The organism is Photobacterium sp. AWH4_225, from assembly GCF_056158405.1.
This window is the reverse complement of sequence record NZ_JBSWTF010000004.1, coordinates 955,519-973,490: the sequence shown is the minus strand read 5'-3', so window position 1 is coordinate 973,490 and position 17,972 is coordinate 955,519. Positions and strand designations below refer to the sequence as shown.

Here is a 17,972-nt window from a genome sequence, read left to right as displayed (position 1 = left end):
CTTATAAAAATATTGAGTCACGCCCGCCGCAAGCATGGCGGGCGAAAAAGTAAATTATGCGTTGGCCGGTTTACTGTCGGCCGGGTTTTCATCCTTGATGGTGATTTCTTTGATTTCACCGTCGGACTCGCGGAAGAAGAACATGAAGGCGATCAGGATGACGGCAATCATGATGGCTCCGAAGCCCCACATTCCAGACCAGTTGAAGGTCAAACCATTTTGTGGCTCAGGGTAAGCGAACATCTTCTCCATCATTACGCCACCGATGCGGTATCCCAGAAGGCTACCCAAGCCCTGGCAACATAGGGTGATTAAACCTTGCGCGGCGGTACGCATGTGTTTCGGCGCTTTCTTGTCGACATAGATGTAAGCGGTGACGAAGTAAAAGTCGTAGCTCACACCGTGCAGCAGGATCCCGGCGAACAGTAGCGAGTACAGATACCATTGCTCGGCGCTGCCGTAGACGAAGAAGCCATAGCGGACGGCTGCCGTGAATAGCCCAAGTAGTAATACCTTTTTAATACCATAACGTTTGGTAAAGAAAGGAAGCGCCAACATGAAGAAGATTTCAGAGAATTGGCCCAGGGTCATCCAGCCGGTGGCATTGCTCATGCCTACTTCGGTTAAATAGCCGTTGGCAAAGATGTAATAGAAGGCTAGCGGCATGCTGAACATGAATGAGCAGACAAAGAAAGCCAGGAAGTTCTTGTCACGAAGCAGTACCAAAGCATCGAGACCCAGCATGACTTTCAGGTTTAGTTTGCCGGTACTTTTTGGTGGCGTATTCGGTAGCGACAGGGCAAAGACACCCAGTAGGGCTGAACTTGCAGCGGTAACCAGTAGCGGGATATTAGTTGCCGAGATATCGCCGTAGCCCAACCAACCCGGTAGGAAGCCACAAACAATACCAGAAGCGATCCAACCAATCGTGCCCAGTACGCGGATACGCGGGAAGTCACGCTCAACATCATCGACATTCGAGAACGCGATACTGTTGGTCAGGGCAATAGTAGGCATATAAGTGAGCGAGTAAACCAGCAGTAGCGGGAAGAACCCGGCGAATGTGGTTTGCTGCGCGGCTAAGTACATCAGTCCTGCCCCTGCTAACAACATGACAGATAAAACTTTTTGGGCAGGGAAGAAACGGTCGGTAATAGAACCAACTAAGATCGGCGAAATGATCGCGGCGATAGCGGTACAGGCATAAGACCAGGCGATCTCAGTCGGGGTAAATCCATTGGTGTTAAGAAACTGCCATAAAGGGACGAACCACGCCCCCCAGATGAACCATTCAATGAACATCATGAATGACAGTTTTGTATTTGTTTTTGTCATCGCTTTTTTCCTTTAGTAGTAGGGCAAGACCAAATCTATTACTAAAGTAATACCAAAACAATACCAAGTGGTTTAAAAAGTGATCAGGTTAACTATTATTGATGAGCTGATAAATAGAATCAGCCACTTAGCCAAACCTTGAAACAGGCGTGCAAGAAGCCATATCTATAGCCTAGCGGAGACGGTGAATGTTCGATGATATTCCTTTTCGAGGAAATAAGAGTGGGGACTGTAGTGTTGTTTCTTGTAAGGCTTGATGGAGTGGTGAGGGGTTGAAAGGGAACGAGGCTTAGACCTCGCGCCCTTCTTTTAAGGTTTGTCTATCTTGCAAGGCGCCATGGGTTACCTTGGTACATTCAATTAGTTCGTTATGATTAAGTTGTCGCTGGGCAAGCTCGAGGGATATTGCATCAAATCCACCGTCATAACTATCACTGAGCTCAGTGGGTGTCTTGAACCCCACATCATAACAAAGGGTGTGGGTAGAAATGGTATTAGGCTCTTGCTGCTCGGTATTCAGGCTGGCTAATAAGATAAGTCCTGCGATGGCTGAAGCTGATGTATATTGGATAATCACGAAGCGCTCTAATACTTATTGTTAAAATTGAGCGCGAAGCTTACAGAAGTTGAAAGGCGTGGACTTACCATATTGTGCCAGCAGGGCAGGCTGACTGGCACAATACGGTTTACTTTGCTGATTAGACATCAGTGATTATTGGCAGGATGCTGGACCTTTTTCTTCCCACACTCCCCATTGGCCAGTCGTTCCAGGTTCTTCACCCTTAGTCCACCACTTGGCACGCCATAGTTTGCCATTGTGGGTGACTTCGTCATTGGCTACATACGTTGCTGCACTGTCCCAAGCATTTGGACAAACAGGTTGGTTATCATCATAGACTTCGACACTGCGCTGGACGCTGTGCGTATCATTATTGCCGTAAGTAGCGGTGTAAGTCAGGGTATAGAAGCCAACTTTGCTGGTATCCACACTGCCTGAAACTGAAGTTTGAGCCGTAATATCGCCATCAACAGGGTGGGTGACGGTGACACCGGCCATTGGGTCGAAACTACTGTTGAGCAATACCCGGGTATCATTGACGCCATCGAACACAGGAACAAGGTCGTAAACGGTGACTTTCCGCGCTTGGTTGGCGCTGTTACCTGCATTGTCGCTAACCGAGTAGGTAAGGGCGTAATTACCAACTATGTTAGTGTCTACATTACCGGTGACTTGGATACCGGCTGAGATATCATTGCCGTTGTAGTCGGCTGCAGTGATACCCGCCATTGGGTCAAACGCTGTACCACGAACAACTTGCGTATCTGCGATACCGGTAAATACTGGTGATTTGTCTGGCTCCGGCGGCTGCTGATTATGGATGTAGTTGCCGTAGTCTTTAATGAATTTTTCATTGTAGGCCTGCCCGGCACTGTTGGTGCCCATGTCCCAGTTGACCGACCAAGTCATTACACCGCGCAAAGGTTGGCCTTGTGCCTTCAAGCGATCGAATGCAGCATACAAGGCATTGGGATCTTCAACAAAACCGTTGTTTGCCCCATCGATGTTGGCGGGAATACCAAATACTAGTTTGTCATTGGTGATGGTGGTATAGCCCCGTGTGCCGTTAATCAAAGAGTCAGAGATGTAGTAGATGAACTCTTCTTTTCTTGCATCATTTTGCGATAACCAGCCGACACCTTCGACGTAAACACCATCACCACCTTGGTTGTAGAATTGTGGGTTGATGAAGTCATAGTCGCCAGCCAGCCCCTGAAGATAAGGCAGGTATTTACCATTAGCAGTGGTGAGGTAAGGGAACTCCGGTGCCATGGTGATCATGAAATTTTTGCCTTGGGCACGGTAGTGATCTTTTACCATGCGAAGGGCGGCGGGAATAACGGTTTGGTTATCCGCGGCGGTAATGGCATTTTGCTCCAGGTCGATATCCAGCCCGTCGAAACCGTATTTATCAGTTAGGCGAATGACTTCATCTGCAAAGGCTTGCTCATCACCGGCCTTGAGTTCGACGTGCGCATCAGCACCACCGAGAGCCAAAAGTACACTTCGGCCTTGGCTGTTCAGGGTGTTGATTTGGTCAATGAAAGCGGACTCGGTCAGGCCAATATTAGGGTCTAGTTCGAAGGTTGGGATGCGGCCGGCATTGAGATCATACACTTTCATGAAAGATACATTGACCACGTTGTAATCGGGGTGTACTTCCGTTAAGTCTACACAGGGGGCATTACCGCCACGATAGCCTGCACCGTCACACCAGTTATGCCAGTAGCCAACCACAACATTTCCTGTTTGGACCACCATTTCATTGGCTTGTGCCGAGATAGATACAGTTGCACTCCCCATCAGCAAAGCGGATGTGAGGAGGGTCAGTGGTAATGGTTTCATGTTCACTCCTTTGATTCATATTGGATTTGTCTGTTTGTCTTGTTTTGTAGTTATAGGTGTAACTTAATGCATGCACAGGGTGGGATGAATAATTTATGAGGCAAAAAAAGATCTGGATTCAAAAGATTGAATGCAAGGAGTCTCATACTTGATTTAATTCAGATTGAGGTCTAATGATAACTGTTTATGAGTTAAAAATTTCTGCTATTTCACAAAATAATATCAATGCAATTTTGTTTGCCTGACTTTGCATACACTTCCATTTAACTCCTTATTTAAGCAAATAAAGCAGTTTGCCCCGATTGTATTTATTTGCTTACTACGGCACTTATTTATGGCGATTATTTGATCGCTTAGTGGTTAATGGTGTCACTAACTTGTTGCTGTCGTTGGTTTTTTCTCACGTGTTAGAAACAAGAACTGTTAAGGCTATTAGGCTTTTAGTTAATTGCTGTGAATGGAATATCCATTTTCACAAACAATGGCAGTCAAAATAAAAAAATAAACTGTCCTTAAAAAAATAAAATCATTTTGGCTAGGTTTGGAGCGTTGTATGAATACCTCCCGTTACTTATTGGCTGTTGCATTAATTGCGACAGTCTCGGCATGTCGTGAAGATTCGGATGACTCAGAATCGTTAGGATCGAGTTCTGTTGGCTCAGAAGAAACAGAAGTTGTCCAAGAACCGTCAGATACCCAGCCTTCTGGTGATACACCAGAAGGACCTGTGGGGGGTGAAAACCCTGTTAATCCACCGTCTGGCGGGGATGATGGGCAGGGTAATGAGCCACCGCCACCCCCTCCGGAAGCTAAATTGGACATCGATGGTTTGCCGTTGCCTGAATTGTCAGCGAGCCATGATTACGAAGCTTATTTAATGGCGCAGCCAAAGTACTACACCCGAATTACTTCGCCGTTTGGTAATGTTGATTCGCAAAACAATACCCCATTCGATAACAAGGTTTCCAATGCGGGAGCGAACTTGGGGCGGGTAATTTTCTATGATGTCCGTCTATCGGCAAACAATTCGGTGTCTTGTGCATCTTGCCATATCCAAGAGCATGGTTTTACCGATCCCAAAGCCTTTAGTGATGGCTTCGCTGGCGGCAAAACAGGTCGTCATTCGATGAGTTTGAGCAATGCCACTTACTATCGCAATGGTAAGTTCTTTTGGGATGAACGAGCGGATACCCTTGAAGATCAAGTGTTGATGCCGATCCAGGATCCCATTGAGATGGGGATGAACTTATTCGATCTTGAAGTAAAAATGGCTGCAACGAGCTTCTACGCCGATCTGTTTAACGAGGCGTTTGGCGATGAGGCGATCACCAGCGATAGGATCTCCAGGGCGCTAGCCCAGTTCATTCGTACCATGGTTTCTTATGAGTCGAAATATGATCAGGCTTTTACTGCAGGTGAATGGGATGAGCCAGATTTTGAGGCAGTGTTCAACGAGAAGGAAATGTTAGGCTTGAGGTTATTCTCTGGGTTCCCTGGAACTGAGAGGGATTCACTCGGTTGTATTGCCTGTCACCAAACCAGTGCGCATTCTATGGATCAGGCCCATGTGAATGGATTGGATGCGGATACCAGTAGTGATCAAGGCGCTGGTAATGGTTTCTTCAAGTCGCCTTCTCTGCGAAATATTGGCGTTGGTGCGCCTTACATGCACGATGGCCGTTTTGAAACCTTGATGGATGTGGTGGAGTTCTACAACAGTGGTATTGAGCGTCATCGCAACTTGAGCCCAGATTTAACTACGACAGGGCAAGTAGGAGGACGTCCTATCCGGATGAACCTGAGCCAAGAGCAGAAAGAAGCTTTGGTGGCCTTTATGGAAGCGTTGACGGATGAGGCATTTCTCAAGAATCCTATTTTTCACGATCCATTCTTTCCTAATACGGTAGAAGGACAGTTGCAGGCTGCAGAGGACAAAGCCGCTGAGGCGACGACTGATGATGGTGAACAGTCTGCACCATAGATAAAAGAGGACAACGTTTTAGGCAAAAAAAACCTGCAACAAGGATGTGCAGGTTGTTATGAAAGGAACAAATTGACGAGATATGAACTTGTCATTGTTAACTACGCGGGAGGCGAGCTGGTCGATCAGATCGTATTTTACTTTTTGATGAGAATTGATTGGCTTCTTTTCAAAAAGTGATGTTGTGATGAGAGATAGGCTGCTTAGCCTCCCCACCCCTTGCTTCCTCCCGAAGAGCGGCTGCTGCTCCAACCGGATTTAGCTGACACCGTTGAGCCAAACCCGCCGCGAGAAATTGTGCGACTGACGGTAGGCTTTGGCTTCATATGATCTTTACTGACCCGTACTTTGGTTTTCTTGTAGCTGCTGCGGCCATAGTCATAGCCATCGGCGGTGGTCCAGCGATCATAAAAAATACTGCCGGGGTAGTAAGAGCGGAACATTGGTTGTGAATAATAACCGCCGCGATCCCTATCGAGCATACGGGCAAACATGAATCCAGCCATAGCAGGCATAAACCAATTATTACCTTGTGGCTGCATGCAGGCGTTGGTACCAAACTCTGCTTCACAATCGTAACGGGAGTTGTACTTCGGCGCGGTACGGGACGCTTCCTGCAAGGCAAATTGGTATGCAGCCTTACATTCTTCGGCGTAGTTAGGGTTGTCATCCACGCAATCATTGAGCGATTCATAGATAACGGCATCATCAGAGTTGTCACTACAGCCTGTTAGCACGGCAGTTGCTAGTACGGCGGTCATGGGCGCGGTCATGGTTCCGATTGATATCGGACGCCAGTTCTTCTTCATACTGGCGAGAACGACATGTTTACTGCGTTTCATGGCGTCCCCCTTAGTACGTCATACAGGCGGCATTGAGTAGGCCAACGGACACCGAGGTAGCCGCCATGACGATACCGGCCGGTATTTCACCCGCTTCGATTCGCTCGACGATTTTGGGCATAAAGCCAAAGCGTAAAATCGCAAAGGCGATCAGCTGGGCAAACAGGGCGACTATGCCCCAAATAGCGAAGTCGATGAGATTGACTGAATTACTGGCGGCACCAGCGATTGCGAGGCAATAGCCAATGATAGAGCCAGATAGGCCGATTGCCGCCGCGATATTCTGATCTTCCTTTACCAGCTTCCACTCATCATGCGGGGTAAAGCGAACGTAGACAAACTTGAATACCAGCAAGAAAGCCAGTGACAGGGCAAAGTAGAGCAGAAACGCGCCGAGGCCGGCAAGTGAGTTGGTAAATACTTCCATGTTAATCCTATTCTTTATCTAAACAATTGAATGTTAGCCTATTAATTTGAAGTCGGTCGGCGATAAATCGAAACCAGTACTGAGAGCCAAACATCGTTCGGCTTGGTTGCGGTAGATTTTTTCTTCGCCAGCGACAAGCAGGGACTCGAATTGTCCATTGCCTGTATCTCGCTCGTAAATCATCACGAACTGGTCTGTTTCACTGATGGTGCCGTTTTCGAGCCAGGTCTTTTCGGTCATGGCGACTGGACGGGAGTTGTCCCACACTTTGTCGAACTGAAAGCCTTCCAGCTCCCAGTTCGATTTGACGATTTCATTATCAAGCAAATGCTGCCACTGGCTCTGGCTATCAATAGGGCGCGATTCGTAGAAATAATAGAGTTTTACTTCGCTGACATCGGCTTCGGTATTGCCGTGGGTCAATACCTGGATAAATCCATCATCATCGGTGTAATAGCGCAGTAATCGGGTTTGCTCGTCGAGATGAACTTCACCGACCGCTTTTATCAGTTGGGTGCGTGAGGCCCCCTCTATGATCAGATCAGGCTCTATTAACCGCAGTTTCAGATCATCGAGCTCGAAAGCGCCACCCAACCTTAAGCCTAAGATCTCTGGGCAGCTCGGAGTCGTGACCTGTGGTTGTTTCTTCTTGAACCAGTCAAACATAAACACTCCCGTGTTGTCTGGTGTGATGAGTTGATGCTGTGCTGCTCGCTAAGTGCACTTTGACCAATCGATCTGCTCTACTCGTTCGTCAGCAATATAAAACAGCTTGGCACCTGGCGGGACGTTTCGCTCTAGCGGTGGGTTTAACTCAACGCCTTTGCCAGTATCGATGGCAATAAGGATAGCTTCATATTGTTGTTTGAAACCATTGAACAATGGGGCAATCGAGCTTGGTGTGGCATCCGTTGGATATTGTACTGCGTACTGGGTCATCCCCTTATGGGTGCTGAGCAGTTCGTGATGCAGTTCGCTCGAGCCTGGGTCAATCGCGGCTTTGGCCAACATCTCGACAGCTACAGATGGAATACACTCCACGTTAGGGCAGTGGTGCTTCAGTAGGTCGCTCAGTGATTCGTCGTTGAAATAAGCCAAGATATGGGCGTTGGGGTTCTGGTTGGCACAGAACAAGGCCGCAGACAGCGTCACGTCATCTTCACTGTTGTCGATCACAATACAGCTTGCGGTTTCAACGCCAGCCCTCGCCATTGACTGGCTGTCGGTAAAGCTCGGGGTGCGGACGAACTCAATTTCACCGGGGAGCGGGTTTTCGATATCCGGGCGAACACACAGCACGATGTCGCGGTGACCTTTCTCTTCATATTGCAGCATTTTGACCAAGTGAAGGGTGCGCTGCTCGTTCCACCCCAGCACCAGAATGTGGTTTTCCACCGATACTTTCCTCCGGCCTAACAGCCCCTGTTTCCAGTAATCAATAAATACACTGGCGACTCGCCCAACCGCCAAGGCAAATAGCCCCAATCCACCGGGGATCACAAACAGCATCACAACCCATTTTCCTGCTACGGTTGTTGGCGACATGTCGCCATAGCCAACGGTAGAGGCACTGACCACCAAGTAATACAGGAAGTCAGTCGGGCTCTGAATGAGTGCGGATTCGCCTACTGCAAAGAGCAAGATATAACTGGCGATGGTATAGCCAATCACCAGTAGGAGGAGGTTTCTGCCACTTAGCGCATGGAAGTTCTGGGCTGCCCAGCGCCGGAATAAAAGCCACAATGACATACAACCTCCTTATCAAACTGCGATTATTGACCCAAGATACGTTTCAGCTCATCTTCCGCTGAGGACTGCTTACCTGAAGTGATCCCGGCATCGGCCAATTTCTTGTCTAGGCTACTGCCTGATTGCTCTTCGGCCATTTCTGCTGCGGCTTCGAGTTGGGCGGATTTTTCGGCCTGACGTTGCTTGATGCGCTCGAGCGATTCTACCGCGGTGTGCATTTTGGCGTTGGCACCGACATTGGTTGCTGACACAGCCGACTGGGCTTTTTGCACTGCTTCGTTGGCTTTGACCACATCTACTTGCTGCTCAAGCTGGCGTAGCTTGTCTTTTGCCTGACTGATGTTGGTACGCATCTTCTGTTCTGAGGCGACGAACTGATCAAGGTAGGTTTGCTCTGCCTGTTGCTCGTTGCGAAGCTCGGCGACCTTTTGAGCACATTCAAGGGCAAGATCTTGCTGGCCTTTTTCCATCGCTCCTCGGGCATGGCCCTCGTACTCTTCGATGCCCTGCTGAAAACCATCGACTTTCTGTTGCGACATCTTGCGCTTGGCAACAATGCTGACCAAGGCTTCGTCAGAGCGGCGTAGCTCTTGCTTGGCTTCACGGATTTCCTGATCGAGGATACGCAGTGCTTGGTTGTCGGCGACCGCTTCGGCGGTTTCATTCACACCGCCTTTGATCGCGGTGAACAGTTTTTTCCAGACGCTCATTACGCAACCTCCTTGAGGTGATCTTGGTATAGCTCGATGAAGGCTTCGACATTGCGGAACAGGGTCGCCACTTCAATTACAATGCTTTCCGCTTTGGACTGGGAAGACAGCGAACCAAAGGCAACGTAGTAGTCATTGCCGGTAATCTCATTGATGCCAATGGTCGAAAGTGGGAACATTTTATGAGTTCGAAGAATGTCATTGTTTAGCGAAGCTATGTCATTAACTTGCTCTGCCGGGAACAGCAGCACCTCTACCAGAATTTGCTCGCCAGAAATGGCCAGGAAGGCGTCAATATTATCTTCGTTACGAACGACCAGCGTTTGGTCATTTTGATCTACTTCCCAGCCTTCGTGCTCACTGAGAAGTGGGATTAGTTCAGAAACTTGCCACGTCATAGTTGCTACCTTTTGGTTTAGGTGTCAGCGAATTGAATGAAAAATCTACTCTTATTATGAGGTTAAATTATTCAATTACCATGAAATGATGTTTTTTTGTTGTGTTTTTGTGAGCTATTTTATGCCGCTGTGGTGAGTGTGTTAGTGAGTGAAAACTCGGTAAGGTTATAAGTAATGGGGCAAAATTCCCCGGTTTATCTTCACCTTGGAGTGAACACAACCGGGGATTGTTAACGGGGAGTGGTAAGTACTATTACCAATGGCTCAGGTTGAAGAGTGATGTATGTTTAAGGCTGTACCACAACCACCGGGGTATCATTGAGTTCAATGATGGCGGAGTTAACATCAAACACATCGCGGATCAGCTGTTGGTCGATAATCTGCTGTGGGTCGCCAAAGGTGAAAAGTTTGCCTTGATGCAGCGCCGCCACTTTATCGGAATATTGAATAGCCAGATTCAGATCGTGTACTACCATCAAGGCGCATGCAGCATGACGGCGGGTGTAACCCTTGACATATTCCAATAATTTCAACTGGTTATTCATATCCAAGGCAGCGGTTGGCTCATCGAGGATAAGCACCTTGGGCTGATTGATCACCGCTTGCGCCAAGCCAACCATCTGGCTCTCACCACCCGATAGCTCGGTACAGACTTTATTGGCAAGATGCAAAATACCAATGCTATCTAGTAAAGCCAGTGCCTTTTCAGCACTGTTGGTACGGGTAAACAACGAACTGACTCCGACATGCATGGTAGTGATGAGCAGCTCAACCACAGTAATGCAGGCGTTGATCCTATGATCCTGTGGCAGGTACCCGATGTCATCCAAGGCGAGGGGCTTTCCCTGCCAAGAGAACACATTCGGCTCGCGTTTGATGAGCTTGGTCATCTGTTTGAGTACGGTTGATTTCCCCGCCCCGTTCTTACCGATCAAAGAGACCATTTCGCCGGGTTCAATAGTGGGAAACGTCAAGTCATCCAAGACACTATGCTGGCCATAGGAGACTGATAGATTATTGATGTTGAGAGCCATCAGAACTTACCGCCTTTTTTGATTATCAAAAAGATAAAGAACGGAATACCCACCATCGACATCACCACGGTAAGTGGCAGGATAATACCCGGCATGATGGTTTTGCTGGCGATCGAAGCCAAGCCTAGCAACACAGATCCCAGCAAAAAGGAGGCTGGCAGGAAGAAGCGCTGATCTTCGCCCAGAACCATACGGGCTATATGTGGAGCCACCAATCCGACAAAACCTACGGCACCGACAAACGAGACGGAAAGGGAAGTGATTAGCGAGACAAGCAGCAAGGTTTTGATACGAAGGCGATTGACGTTGATGCCCATTGATTCGGCCCGTTCTTGGCCAATTTTCAGTGACGACAACTGCCATGCATCTTTCATCATGATGCCGAGTACAACAGGTAACACGATTGCCAAGATGGTGATTTTCTCCCAGCTTCCACGGTCGAGGGAGCCCATTTGCCAGAAGACCAGCGTCTGGAGTTGGGTTTCGGTAGCAATGTACTGCATCATGGTCAGCATGCTGTCGTAAGCAAACATGATGGCGACACCAAACAACATGACCCCTTCGATAGAGACTCGCTTGACGGATGAGATCCCTGCGATCATAAAGGTGGTAAGCAGGCACATGACAAAGGCCATGACAGCAACTTGATACTCAACTGGGATAAAGGGGATAGCAATAATATTGGTGATCACCAATGAAGCGCCAAAGCCTGCTGCTGCAGACACCCCAAAGGTATAAGGGTCGGCAAGTGGGTTGCTCAGGGTTGTCTGCATCTGTGCACCGGCCAATGCCAATGCACCGCCGACAAGCGGTGCCATCAGAGACATCGGCATCCGGATATCCCAAATGATGACTCGGCTGGCAATATCACTGGCAGCAGGGTGGAAGATTCCGGCTAGTACCTGCGTCAGTGTTAGGCCCTGTGAGCCGATCAAAATGTCGGCAACCACACACGCAAGGCTGAGAATGAAAAAGCAGGCCAGCGCGATTTTTTTCTTTCGGTTGCGTGCCCGATGCTGGTACAAAGCAGCCTTAATCTGGCTGCCTGTATGTGCAACGGACGTAGCTTGCGAAAAGGCTACGTCACTCACTTAGCCTCTCCTTTTGAATTTGCAGCTCCCTGTGAAATAGCCTCAAAGTTGTTTTGGCCAAAGGTGCCACTGGCATGGCGGTTGGCAAAACGCAGATTCATCTCTTCAAAGGTTTTCTCGGGATCAAGCGAGGCAAATTGCTCAGGGTGGATCCATTTGGCGAAGTATTCCATAGCGACGAGGTTATAGGGTGAGTTGTAAAACGGCATATAGATGGAATACACATCTTTGTTCTGGTAACCATTCACCGCCTTCAACCATGAGCGTGCCATCAGGGTTTCTGTGGCCTGACTGATGGCAGTGCGATTGATAGGGGCATAGCCTAGTGGGATACCCGCAGTTGGGTTTCCTTTCTTGTCAATCCATCCCGTCGTTTGCATGATGTAGACATCAGGGCGCGCGGCAATGACGCTCTCCGGTGACATTTTACCTGTTATAGCCCCTTTCAATGGCTTATCAGCAATATTGGTCGCTTTCAAGAAAGGGACATAGGCCCCCATGTTGCCGGTTGCAAATGTCTGGCAGCATGAACCGTCATATCCGGCGGCACGTTCGATAAACACCGTTTTGTTGGCTTCGCTATCAGGCAAGTTGGCAACGGCCTGCTCTAGAGCTTGAACGTGCTGTTGGTAATAACCAGCAAAGGCTGCACCTTGGGCGTCTCTGCCTAGGGCTTTTGCCAAGCTGGTAACTGATTTGACGGTGTTGTTGATAGGATCTTCTCGAAAATCGATGGCAATGACTTTGATGCCTGCTGTTTCAAGTTTGTCGAGCAGTCCTTTTTCTCTGGCAAGGGCAATGTTGGAGATATCAACCACGAACACATCTGGCTTGTTCTCCATATTGATAAAGCGCTCGGCATCAAATTCCCCTGATTTGATTTTGCCGATTTTCATCACGTCGGCCAGCTCCGGGTAATCCTTGATGTAGCTGGCATACATGCTTGGTGCAGACAGGCGCATGTCATCACGCCAAGCGACGAGATGATCGGCTGCATCTTCCTGATAGATGATTTCCAGCAAAGGAAATACACGGCCTGTGGAGAGCGCAACATGCTGGGGTTGCTGTTCAATGGTCACGGTTCGGCCTGCAACATCGGTAACGGTGACAGGAAAGGTATCGGCGAATGCAGCAGAAGATATACATGCAGAAACAAGCATGATGGAAGAGGTGAGCAAGGTTCTCAATTGAAGTGGCTTATTCATTGGTAATTATTATGTGCTAGAAATATGAATCGCCATGCTAATGATAATACTTATCGTTTTATATATCGTTTATTGGAATTTAATTTTCCCTAATTGTAAATAATGTAAATGCGTCAATAGTTTAGCCTTGTTATTCTTGTGGGTATTAACGCATAAAAAGCCCCCTGACCGTCCGAATGGATCAGGGGGAACCTTGGGACTTTCCTGGGGGAAAGGTTATTTATAAAGAGAGTTCTTGTTCAAGCAGTTGGATCATTGCGGCTTCATCGGCACAGCTTTTTAGTCGGTCTCGGAAGTCTTGGTGGATCAGTTTGCGGGCCAAGCCGGAGAAGATCCGCATATGCTGTTCACCTTGTTGTTTGTTGAGCGTTAGCATGATGATGAAATCGACATCGCCTGAATCTGATTGCCAGTCAATCGGTGCGCTGAGTTGGGCAATGCTGATGCTGGAGTGGCGGATGTTGTCAGATTTAGTATGCGGGATGGCAAATCCGTGTCCGAGACCGGTCGAGAATACGGCTTCTCGGGCCCAGATATCATCTTCCAGTGCATAGGCGTTATCGGTGCGGCCTTGGACTGCAAGGTTGCCAACAAGCGCTTGAATGGCCTCTTCCTTGTTGGCAAATTCAGCCTGTTTGAACACACATTCGATACCCAGCAGTGGTTTTTCATAGCTCGCTGTTGATGCATTCTCCAACAGCGCCGTGACATCCTGGATGGTCGGACACTGGCAGGCCTGTTCAAAAAGAGACTGGCAATGAGAAAAGGACAAGTTGCTCATGGCAGCTTTAGTTGCTGCTATTTTGGGCGCACTCATACTGATTTCATCTAAGCCTGCGCCTACGAGCAGGGGTAAAACTGTATTGTCGGCACCTAGTTCACCGCATAGACCCACCCAACGGCCGTGCTGGTGAGCGGTTTTCACCACTTGCCCAAGCATACGCAGAAATGCCGGAGCCAGGCTGTTATAGAGGTGAGAGACGAGTTCGTTGTCACGGTCAACAGCCAGCAGGTACTGGGTCATATCGTTTGAACCTATGCTGAAGAAGTCCACCTCTTGGCAGAATTGGTCGATGATAAAGACCACCGATGGCACCTCGACCATGATCCCCAGTTGTATCTCTGCAGAATAGGCAATACTTTCTGCTCCCAGCTCCGCTTTTACACGACCAAGTTGCTGCTTGACCCAGCGGATCTCCTCGATGCTTTGGATCATCGGGATCATGATTCTGGTCTTGCCGTGGACAGAAGCACGCAAGATTGCACGGAGTTGGGTACGGAAAAGCGATTCGAATTGTGGGTAGATCCTGACTGCACGGTAACCGAGAAACGGGTTAGTTTCTTTTGGTAGCTTGAGGTAATCAATCGGTTTGTCACCGCCGATGTCCATAGTGCGGATGATCACTGGCTTGCCATTCGCGGCTTCAAGCACATCGCGATAGTGTCTGAACTGTTCATCTTCACTTGGCGCGCTCTGTCGATCCATAAACAGCATTTCTGTCCTGAACAAGCCGACACCTTCGGCGCCATCACGGAATGCCACTGGAGCCTCCATAGAGCAGGCAATGTTCGCGGCCACTTCTACCTGATGACCATCAATGGTGGCGGCTGGCTGGTGAGCAAATTTCTCTTGCTGTTGTCTTTCTTGCTGGCGCAGCTTAAGCGCTCTCTCGAAATAGTGTTGGACAGGTTTACTGCACTCAACAGCGAGAACACCGAGTTGGCCATCGAGATAAGCCGGTGAATTCATCGCAGAGCTACACTGATTGGTATCAATGCCTGATAGCGTCGGAATGCCAAAAGCACGAGCCAAGATAACGGTGTGCGAGGTGCTACCGGCTTGGGTTAAGACCAAACCCTGCAAGTATTGTTTTTCCAATCCAATAAACTGGCTAGGGGTGAGTTCATTGGCGAGGACAATGGCTGGCTCCGTCAGGTTGAACTTCCGCTGACATTTTACCTCAGGGTAGGCTGCCATCAACAACTGGGTCGAGACATCTTTGATATCGATAGCTCGATCGCGTAAGTAAGCACTTGCTGATTGCTGGAGCTGGGCGCTCAATTTGTCGATGGTTGCCAGAATAGCATTGGCGGCTGAGTGAGTGCCAAGCAGGGCGGTGATGTTTTCGATGAAACTTGCGTCATTCAATATCGCCAAGTGAGCCGCAAGGATATCTTTTTCATGATGCTCAGCCGTCGCCATCGACTTATTTAAATGGTCTGCAACTTGCTGATGGGCTGTCTGGAATCGCTTGGTTTCGTCATGGCAAGTATCGGTAGCAAATAACTGAAGATCTGTTTGGCCATATTGCACGAGTTTGCCATGACCTAGTCCCGTTGCAAGTCGGTGTCCGTGCAATAAGTTAGGCTGGTGGCGCATCAATGACTGCGGCAAAGGAAAATCAGTCAAGCTGATGGCGGGCTCCAGTGCTTCATCGCAATGGGGGAATTCTTTGGTGATAAAAATTTCCAGTGCATGACATGCTTGTTCGCTGTCATGGCCGTCGAAGATCAGACTGCATGAGTCATTGAGTAAGGTATCTGTACCAACCAAAGACAGTACGCTCTTGGCATCGCCCTGGTTGTTGTTACGGTGGTTGATCAGAGTTATGGAGCAATCAAACTGACCACAGGCCTTTTCCAGATGAGTGGCCGGACGAGCGTGAATACCGTTAGGAAGTTCACAACAGAAAGCAAATTGGTGTTTCATGATACTACTGCCTTAAATTAATGCGCTAACAGTTGCTGACATTGAGAGAACACCCGGCGTGGACGCTGAAGGGCATCTTGAATAGTGACTTCGAGACAAGGTTGGTTCTTGAAGCGATCGCTGTGCTCGATGTTGATATCGGCCGCGAGCACGACGACGTCGGCACGTTCGATATCTCGCTCGCTAAGGCGGTTTTCGATACCCATGGCACCCTGTGTTTCGACTTTGATGGTAATGCCGAGCTTCTTGGCGGTATCAATCAATTTGTCGGCAGCCATATAGGTATGCGCAATGCCGGTTGGGCAAGCGGTGATAGCGACCACTCTCATCTTTTCTCTCCAATCGTTTCAGATTCTTATGTAAGCACTATAAGGAGAGTGGTGAGAGGGCGGTAGAAGACAAAACAACCCTTTACTGGACATTTGTAGCGGCCATATCCAAGCGTGATAAAAGTCCCACTTTTCTAGCGGCAAGGTAAATACTGGTCTGAAGCCGGTAGCCACAGCACTCTCAGTCGATTTTTTGGGGGAGGGCGGGAGCGGGGAGGTACCTTGATTAGCATTTTTAAGGCGTGCTACTGCACATTTGTCCCGAGTGAAATTGACTCAGCCTAGAAAAAACACTGTTCACAATAACAGTTCAGGCTAAAGAGGGTTAGGCTGAAACCTGCTACCTCATTTGTGTTGTTTAGTGGCAGCGATACTCGGTCGGAGTTTTTCCCGTTTTCCGCTTGAACACCCGGCAGAAGTAATTGGGATCGTGATACCCGCAACGCTGGGCCACTTCCTCAAGCCGGAAGTTGTAGCGTTTTAGCATGAACTTAGCGCGCTCCAGTCTCACCCAAGAGATGTAATCGGCAAAGCGCATATGCCCTTCCTGACGAAACAACCGAGACAAATGGTTCGGTGAGATATTGAAGCGGGCCGCGACGGTATTGCGATTAATGTTTCGGTGGAAGTTTTCCTGCACGTAAATACAGATACCCTTGAACATGTCCTCGCTACGACGGCTTGCATCTGTCGTAGGCTGACCAAGCATGTCCTTGCAGTAGCTTAGCAGTGCCAGTAACAGGAATTTGTCGGCGGGTTGTTTTTGTTTCTCATAAGCCAGAGTCGAGAGTGCGGTGAGGATATGATCGATAGCTCGACCTGTTCGCTGCGGGACACTGTATTTGACCACATCGTAGAAGCCATCTTCATTCTCATGCTTGCTGACTAAGCTAAACCCCAATTGGCTTTTGCCAAAGAGCAGGCTGAGTACTGAACACTCTTGGTCCCAACTCGGCTTGTTCCAGGCATTGGCTGGAATAAATAAGGCATCGCCAGGGCCAAGAATGATATTTTCAATTTGCTGTTGCGGACTTTCTAGTAAGTTTTCGTACTGGCCATTAAATACCAGCTCAAGACGGGGAAAGTTAACTTGGTAACTGGCTTCTGGCGGTGGAACATCATCACCAGCAAACCAGATAGTTTGGAAAGCGGTACTGTCTGAAATAACATTTTCAAGAAGATCAGAGAAGGTTTGCTTCATGTCATTACATCTACCAAATCACTCGCTACTAGCGCAGTGTTATCAAAAAGAAAGGCTAGCTCTGAATACGCATTATCTGAAGACGTATAAGTTACTGAAGGCTAACCATTTATATGATACCACTCTAATATCCACTACTTCGAAATGATATTCTGTAAACTGTTGAGTAAGTATCATTTTTCAGAGTAATAATATGCCAATGCCTTGGCAGTATAAGGCCAAGGCATTGCAATGATGATTTAAGCAGAAGCAAGGTGCGCTTCGATTTTATCCATGATTTGAGGGGCTTTCTTCACTGCATCAGCCACGCCGACACGAACGATTTTCTTACCCTTGAAGCGCTCTTCGTTTTTGATTGCGATATCTTTGGTCAGGATGACAATATCGGCATTTTCCACTTCGGCTGACAGGATTTCATTTTCAATCCCGATAGAGCCCTGAGTTTCGATTTTGACTTCCCAGCCTTTGGCTTTAGCTGCTGTTTCCAAGGCTTCGGCTGCCATGTAGGTATGGGCAACGCCTGATGGGCAAGAGGTTACGCCTAGTAGTTTCATGT

General features: G+C 48.4%; 16 protein-coding genes and 1 pseudogene. 1 reads left to right on the top strand and 16 read right to left on the bottom strand.

Features of this window, described 5'->3' with window-relative positions; all coding sequences use genetic code 11:
• Nucleotides 1-54: 54 nt before the first annotated feature.
• From ACXAD4_RS21635 to ACXAD4_RS21625, 3 genes and pseudogenes are all read right to left on the bottom strand, one after another.
• Nucleotides 55-1,335, bottom strand: coding sequence for a nucleoside permease (locus ACXAD4_RS21635; RefSeq protein ID WP_475244025.1), 1,281 nt, complete (start codon nucleotides 1,333-1,335; stop codon nucleotides 55-57).
• Between the two features lie 289 nt (nucleotides 1,336-1,624).
• A complete protein-coding gene (locus ACXAD4_RS21630; RefSeq protein WP_475244024.1) occupies nucleotides 1,625-1,912 on the bottom strand; it encodes a hypothetical protein in 288 nt (95 codons plus the stop codon).
• Nucleotides 1,913-2,053: 141 nt separating this feature from the next.
• Nucleotides 2,054-3,739 (bottom strand): annotated as a pseudogene (locus ACXAD4_RS21625) (immunoglobulin-like domain-containing protein); the annotation flags it as partial.
• A 553-nt stretch (nucleotides 3,740-4,292) separates the two neighbouring features.
• Here ACXAD4_RS21625 and ACXAD4_RS21620 point away from each other — a divergent pair.
• Nucleotides 4,293-5,720 carry a cytochrome-c peroxidase gene (locus tag ACXAD4_RS21620; protein ID WP_475244023.1) on the top strand — a complete coding sequence of 476 codons (1,428 nt, stop codon included), beginning with the start codon at nucleotides 4,293-4,295 and terminating at the stop codon, nucleotides 5,718-5,720.
• Between the two features lie 203 nt (nucleotides 5,721-5,923).
• On the opposite strand, the gene ACXAD4_RS21615 is transcribed toward ACXAD4_RS21620, so the two are convergent.
• From ACXAD4_RS21615 to ACXAD4_RS21555, 13 genes are all read right to left on the bottom strand, one after another.
• Nucleotides 5,924-6,562, bottom strand: coding sequence for a DUF1190 family protein (locus ACXAD4_RS21615; RefSeq protein ID WP_475244021.1), 639 nt, complete (start codon nucleotides 6,560-6,562; stop codon nucleotides 5,924-5,926).
• Between the two features lie 10 nt (nucleotides 6,563-6,572).
• Nucleotides 6,573-6,989 carry a DUF350 domain-containing protein gene (locus tag ACXAD4_RS21610; protein ID WP_475244020.1) on the bottom strand — a complete coding sequence of 139 codons (417 nt, stop codon included), beginning with the start codon at nucleotides 6,987-6,989 and terminating at the stop codon, nucleotides 6,573-6,575.
• Nucleotides 6,990-7,022: 33 nt separating this feature from the next.
• On the bottom strand, nucleotides 7,023-7,655 hold the full coding sequence (locus tag ACXAD4_RS21605) for a YjfK family protein (RefSeq protein WP_475244019.1): 633 nt from the start codon (nucleotides 7,653-7,655) through the stop codon (nucleotides 7,023-7,025).
• A 48-nt stretch (nucleotides 7,656-7,703) separates the two neighbouring features.
• Complete coding sequence (locus tag ACXAD4_RS21600) at nucleotides 7,704-8,738, bottom strand: potassium channel family protein (RefSeq protein WP_475244018.1); 1,035 nt, start codon at nucleotides 8,736-8,738, stop codon at nucleotides 7,704-7,706.
• Nucleotides 8,739-8,761: 23 nt separating this feature from the next.
• Nucleotides 8,762-9,448, bottom strand: a complete 687-nt coding sequence (locus ACXAD4_RS21595) for a PspA/IM30 family protein (protein WP_475244017.1) — start codon at nucleotides 9,446-9,448, stop codon at nucleotides 8,762-8,764.
• Complete coding sequence (locus ACXAD4_RS21590) at nucleotides 9,448-9,846, bottom strand: DUF2170 family protein (protein ID WP_475244015.1); 399 nt, start codon at nucleotides 9,844-9,846, stop codon at nucleotides 9,448-9,450. Before ACXAD4_RS21590 ends, ACXAD4_RS21595 begins: the two co-directional genes overlap by 1 nt.
• 287 nt (nucleotides 9,847-10,133) lie before the next feature.
• Nucleotides 10,134-10,880, bottom strand: a complete 747-nt coding sequence (locus ACXAD4_RS21585) for an ABC transporter ATP-binding protein (protein WP_475244013.1) — start codon at nucleotides 10,878-10,880, stop codon at nucleotides 10,134-10,136.
• On the bottom strand, nucleotides 10,880-11,971 hold the full coding sequence (locus ACXAD4_RS21580) for a FecCD family ABC transporter permease (RefSeq protein ID WP_475244012.1): 1,092 nt from the start codon (nucleotides 11,969-11,971) through the stop codon (nucleotides 10,880-10,882). Before ACXAD4_RS21580 ends, ACXAD4_RS21585 begins: the two co-directional genes overlap by 1 nt.
• On the bottom strand, nucleotides 11,968-13,176 hold the full coding sequence (locus ACXAD4_RS21575) for a TroA family protein (protein ID WP_475244011.1): 1,209 nt from the start codon (nucleotides 13,174-13,176) through the stop codon (nucleotides 11,968-11,970). The genes ACXAD4_RS21580 and ACXAD4_RS21575 overlap by 4 nt, the downstream gene beginning before the upstream one ends.
• 220 nt (nucleotides 13,177-13,396) lie before the next feature.
• Nucleotides 13,397-15,886, bottom strand: a complete 2,490-nt coding sequence (gene ptsP, locus ACXAD4_RS21570; protein WP_475244010.1) for a phosphoenolpyruvate--protein phosphotransferase — start codon at nucleotides 15,884-15,886, stop codon at nucleotides 13,397-13,399.
• Between the two features lie 17 nt (nucleotides 15,887-15,903).
• Nucleotides 15,904-16,215: a PTS fructose transporter subunit IIB gene (locus ACXAD4_RS21565; RefSeq protein ID WP_475244008.1), complete on the bottom strand. Its 312-nt coding sequence runs from the start codon at nucleotides 16,213-16,215 to the stop codon at nucleotides 15,904-15,906.
• A gap of 358 nt (nucleotides 16,216-16,573) precedes the next feature.
• Nucleotides 16,574-17,416 carry a helix-turn-helix transcriptional regulator gene (locus ACXAD4_RS21560; RefSeq protein WP_475244007.1) on the bottom strand — a complete coding sequence of 281 codons (843 nt, stop codon included), beginning with the start codon at nucleotides 17,414-17,416 and terminating at the stop codon, nucleotides 16,574-16,576.
• Between the two features lie 239 nt (nucleotides 17,417-17,655).
• A complete protein-coding gene (locus ACXAD4_RS21555) occupies nucleotides 17,656-17,970 on the bottom strand; it encodes a PTS fructose-like transporter subunit IIB (RefSeq protein WP_044620522.1) in 315 nt (104 codons plus the stop codon).
• Nucleotides 17,971-17,972: the final 2 nt, after the last annotated feature.

Bases quoted from the DNA above. Each gene is read 5' to 3' on its own strand.
- ACXAD4_RS21595 (WP_475244017.1), bottom strand. From the start codon at position 9,448: ATGAGCGTCTGGAAAAAACTGTTCACCGCGATCAAAGGCGGTGTGAAT.
- ACXAD4_RS21615 (WP_475244021.1), bottom strand. From the start codon at position 6,562: ATGAAACGCAGTAAACATGTCGTTCTCGCCAGTATGAAGAAGAACTGG.
- ACXAD4_RS21635 (WP_475244025.1), bottom strand. From the start codon at position 1,335: ATGACAAAAACAAATACAAAACTGTCATTCATGATGTTCATTGAATGG.
- ACXAD4_RS21590 (WP_475244015.1), bottom strand. From the start codon at position 9,846: ATGACGTGGCAAGTTTCTGAACTAATCCCACTTCTCAGTGAGCACGAA.
- ACXAD4_RS21565 (WP_475244008.1), bottom strand. From the start codon at position 16,215: ATGAGAGTGGTCGCTATCACCGCTTGCCCAACCGGCATTGCGCATACC.
- ACXAD4_RS21610 (WP_475244020.1), bottom strand. From the start codon at position 6,989: ATGGAAGTATTTACCAACTCACTTGCCGGCCTCGGCGCGTTTCTGCTC.
- ACXAD4_RS21555 (WP_044620522.1), bottom strand. From the start codon at position 17,970: ATGAAACTACTAGGCGTAACCTCTTGCCCATCAGGCGTTGCCCATACC.
- ACXAD4_RS21620 (WP_475244023.1), top strand. From the start codon at position 4,293: ATGAATACCTCCCGTTACTTATTGGCTGTTGCATTAATTGCGACAGTC.
- ACXAD4_RS21575 (WP_475244011.1), bottom strand. From the start codon at position 13,176: ATGAATAAGCCACTTCAATTGAGAACCTTGCTCACCTCTTCCATCATG.
- ACXAD4_RS21605 (WP_475244019.1), bottom strand. From the start codon at position 7,655: ATGTTTGACTGGTTCAAGAAGAAACAACCACAGGTCACGACTCCGAGC.
- ptsP (WP_475244010.1), bottom strand. From the start codon at position 15,886: ATGAAACACCAATTTGCTTTCTGTTGTGAACTTCCTAACGGTATTCAC.
- ACXAD4_RS21585 (WP_475244013.1), bottom strand. From the start codon at position 10,880: ATGGCTCTCAACATCAATAATCTATCAGTCTCCTATGGCCAGCATAGT.
- ACXAD4_RS21600 (WP_475244018.1), bottom strand. From the start codon at position 8,738: ATGTCATTGTGGCTTTTATTCCGGCGCTGGGCAGCCCAGAACTTCCAT.
- ACXAD4_RS21560 (WP_475244007.1), bottom strand. From the start codon at position 17,416: ATGAAGCAAACCTTCTCTGATCTTCTTGAAAATGTTATTTCAGACAGT.